This is a genomic window from Mailhella massiliensis (assembly GCF_020741395.1).
In the GTDB taxonomy this organism is placed as follows: domain Bacteria; phylum Desulfobacterota; class Desulfovibrionia; order Desulfovibrionales; family Desulfovibrionaceae; genus Mailhella; species Mailhella massiliensis_A.
Genome location: NZ_DYZA01000224.1, coordinates 1 through 3,484, shown reverse-complemented (window position 1 = coordinate 3,484; position 3,484 = coordinate 1). Strand labels below are relative to the sequence as shown.

The window sequence follows — 3,484 nt, the reverse complement described above, 5'->3', positions numbered from 1 at the left end:
AGGCGCAGGCAGCGGCCGCACGTCTTGCCGTGCTCATGACTGATACCTCGGCATGGGGTATTGCGCTCCATGTCCCTCTTGTGGCGGATGCTGGCATCGGCCATAACTGGGGAGAGGCGCATTGAGCGTGTTCCCCGCCCTGTCCGGGGGGCTCGCTTCCTGAACAGGGCTTCTCTTTGCCGGGAACTGGCCCGGGGAAGCGGCTCAGGCCGTCAGGTTCCCCCCCCCGCGGGAAGCGTTTTTCGATTCATGGGCTTTTGCCCAAAACAGACGAGAATATCATGGCTCTTCTTTCCCTGCAGAACGCATGCCTCACGCTGGGCAGCAAACAGCTTCTGGATCATACCGAAATTTATGTGGAGCAGGGCGACAGACTCTGTATTGTGGGCCGCAACGGCGTGGGCAAGTCTTCCCTTCTCTCGGTGCTGGCCGGGAGGCTTCCGCTGGATGCCGGGGAGCGGCATGAGGAGCCGGGGGTGCGTATCGGCTATGTGCAGCAGGCCGTGCCCGAACATTGGCGCGGCTTCGTGTTCGGCGTGACTGCCGACGCCTTGGGCAGGGAGGGGCATCTTCTGGCGGCGGCCCACCTCATAGCCTCCGACAGGCGCGACCTTCTTCCCCCGGATCTTGCCCGGGAGGCGGACATGGTCATGGAGCACGGTGAAGTATGGGAGCGGCACGGCGAGGTGCTCGGCGTCATCAACAGCCTGGGTCTTGACCCTGAGGCGGATTTTTCCACCCTTTCCGGCGGTACGCGCCGCCGTGTAGCTCTTGCCCGCGCGCTCATCGCCTCGGATGTGCTTCTGCTCGACGAGCCCACTAACCACCTGGACATAAGCACCATAAGCTGGTTGGAAGAGTACCTGGCAAGGCAGGCTCGCACGCTGGTCTTCATCAGCCACGACCGCGCCTTCGTTCGGCGCCTTGCCACTCGTATGGTGGAGCTAGACCGCGCGAAACTCTACAGTTATGCCTGCAGCTTCGACACGTTTCTGGAGCGGCGGGAGGAGCGCCTGCATGCGGAGGAGATGCAGAACGCCGTCTTCGACAAGAAGCTTGCCCAGGAGGAAGTGTGGATACGGCAGGGGATCAAGGCCCGTCGCACCCGCAACATGGGCCGCGTACGGGAGCTTCTGAAGATGCGCGAGGAGCGTGCCGCCCGCCGGGAGAGGCTGGGCACGGCCACGCTCAATGTGCAGGAGGCGGAAAAGTCGGGTAAGCTGGTTGCGGAGATGAAGGATGTGTCCTTCACATGGCCGGACGGCTACAAGGTGTTCGTGGGAGCTTCGCTCATCATACAGCGCGGCGACAAGATAGGCCTCATCGGCGACAACGGCGCGGGCAAGACCACTTTTCTGCGCGTGCTCCTTGGCGAGCTTTCCCCCACGTCCGGCACGGTACGCCTGGGGACGGGGCTGGAAATTGCCTATTTCGACCAGCTGCGCGATACGCTGGACGATGAAAAGAGCGTTATGGACAGTGTGGCCGAAGGCAACGACAGAGTGATCATCAACGGCGAACCCCGCCATGTGGCAAGTTACCTTCAGGATTTTCTCTTTGATTCCAGCCGGCTGAGGACGCCTGTAGGCCTTCTTTCCGGGGGGGAGCGCAACCGCCTCCTGCTCGCGAAGCTCTTCACCCGGCCTTCCAACATGCTGGTGCTCGACGAACCTACCAACGACCTGGATGCGGAGACGCTGGAACTTCTGGAAGAAATGCTTTCCTCCTACAAAGGTACCGTCATCGTGGTGAGCCACGACCGTGCCTTCCTCGACGAGCTTGTGACCGGTACTATCGCCCTGGAGGGCGACGGAAAAGTACGCGAATATGTGGGGGGCTATACCGACTGGCTGCGCCAGCGTGAGAAGCCGGAGGAAAAGAAGGCGATTTCTTCTTCCCGAGAAACATGGAAGGAAAATGCTCCGAAAAAGCGCAGACTTTCCTATAAGGAACAGCGTGAGCAGGAAGCCTTGGAGAAGGAACAGGCGGAGCTTCCCGTGCGGCTCGACGCGCTGGAACAGGAACAGAAAAAGCTGGAAGAGGCGCTTGCCGATCCCGACCTTTTCAGCCGCGATCCCGAAGCCTTCAATACCATGATAGCCCGCCTGCCCGAAGTGGAGGAAGAGCAGCTTGCCCTGCTTGAGAGGAGCGACGAGATAGAGGCCCGGCTGAAGGAATTGGAGATATGACGGGAATCTGACCGGAATATTCCCTGCTTTTTCAAGCTGCCGGACCAGGCTTTGCATCAGCTTCCGTGCAGAGTATTCTTCAATGTCTGAACATTCGGCCTTATGCATGGAGAAAACCTTGCGGGATGCGTGTTCCCGGGAGCTGCGGGCGGGAAAAGCTCTGGTGGAAAGGGAGGCTTTGTTTTAAGCTCATTCCATGAGCGGAGCCTTTCAAGGACACTGTCTGGGGCATGGGCTCCGCTCGAAGTTCCGGGGAGTCCGCCATGAGAAAATATGCCGCTTTACTTCTGGGAGTATGGATGATGGTTGCAGCAACCGTTCCGGCGAGGGCGAAGGACATTCCGTTTCATGAAGAAGTTCTGGGGGAAATAAACATCAGGGTCGTTTCTCTTGTGGAAAAGGACCTGAACGCGGCCATACTGCGTACCTCCACCGAAGCTCAGAAAGCTGCCGTGTCCCGGTTTTACCCCGAGGGAGCGGTTCGCAATGTGCTCAACGTGCTTCTTCTGCGTCTTCCCGGGGCGGTGGCACTGGTGGATACGGGGTTCGACTGGGCTGCCGGGGAGATGGACGCGGCGCTTCTTGCGGTCGGGCTGACGCCGGAAGATGTGACGCATGTCGTCATCACCCATGCCCATGGCGATCATGTGGGGGGGGCTCATCAGGGGCGGCAGGGCGGCTTTTCCCCGGGCAATGGTGCTTTTTTCCGATAAGGAACTGGCATACTGGTTCGATCCCGGCAGGGCGAAAGCAGCTTCCGCCGGGGAACGCAAGATTGTCGATAGTATTTCGGATATACGCCGCATCTATGGGGAGCGCGTGCGCGTTTTTGCATCGGGGGACGATATCTGTGCGGAACTTCCCGGCGTGCGGGCCGTGGATGAAGCCGGGCATACCCCCGGGCATGTGGGCCTCATGATAGAAGGGGGTGGCAGAACCTTTTTCTTCTGGAGCGATTTGCTCCACGCCTTCGACGCGCAGACGGCCGATCCTTCCGTGTCCGCCACGTTTGATATGGACCCTGAGGCGGCGGCAATCGTGCGGGCCGGGCTTCTTGGGCGGGCGAGCACGGAAGGGTGGTTGGTCACGGGTTCGCATGTGCCCTTCACTCGGCCGTGCGTGCTGAAGTAGCGTGAAAAGAGGCTCGCCTTCACGCCCTGTCGGGGCAGGCGGGCTTTTTACAGCAGAGGGGAAGCAAAGGCATACTGCGATAAGGCACGCCCCTCCCCACCGGAGCGCGGGGAAAGGCGTGCCTTTCTTGTTGCAGGCGGCGTTGCCTCAGAATTCGTCGGAGT

Annotated in this window: 3 protein-coding genes; all 3 read left to right on the top strand. The window is 60.4% G+C overall.

The annotated features are described in order from the left end of the window. Window positions 1–281 precede the first annotated feature (281 nt). On the top strand, window positions 282–2,189 hold the full coding sequence (locus K8W16_RS10845) for an ATP-binding cassette domain-containing protein (protein WP_304123616.1): 1,908 nt from the start codon (window positions 282–284) through the stop codon (window positions 2,187–2,189). Between the two features lie 263 nt (window positions 2,190–2,452). Beyond that, window positions 2,453–2,902, top strand: coding sequence for an MBL fold metallo-hydrolase (locus K8W16_RS10840; protein WP_304123614.1), 450 nt, complete (start codon window positions 2,453–2,455; stop codon window positions 2,900–2,902). Further along, window positions 2,805–3,320, top strand: coding sequence for a hypothetical protein (locus tag K8W16_RS10835; protein ID WP_304123612.1), 516 nt, complete (start codon window positions 2,805–2,807; stop codon window positions 3,318–3,320). The genes K8W16_RS10840 and K8W16_RS10835 overlap by 98 nt, the downstream gene beginning before the upstream one ends. Window positions 3,321–3,484: the final 164 nt, after the last annotated feature.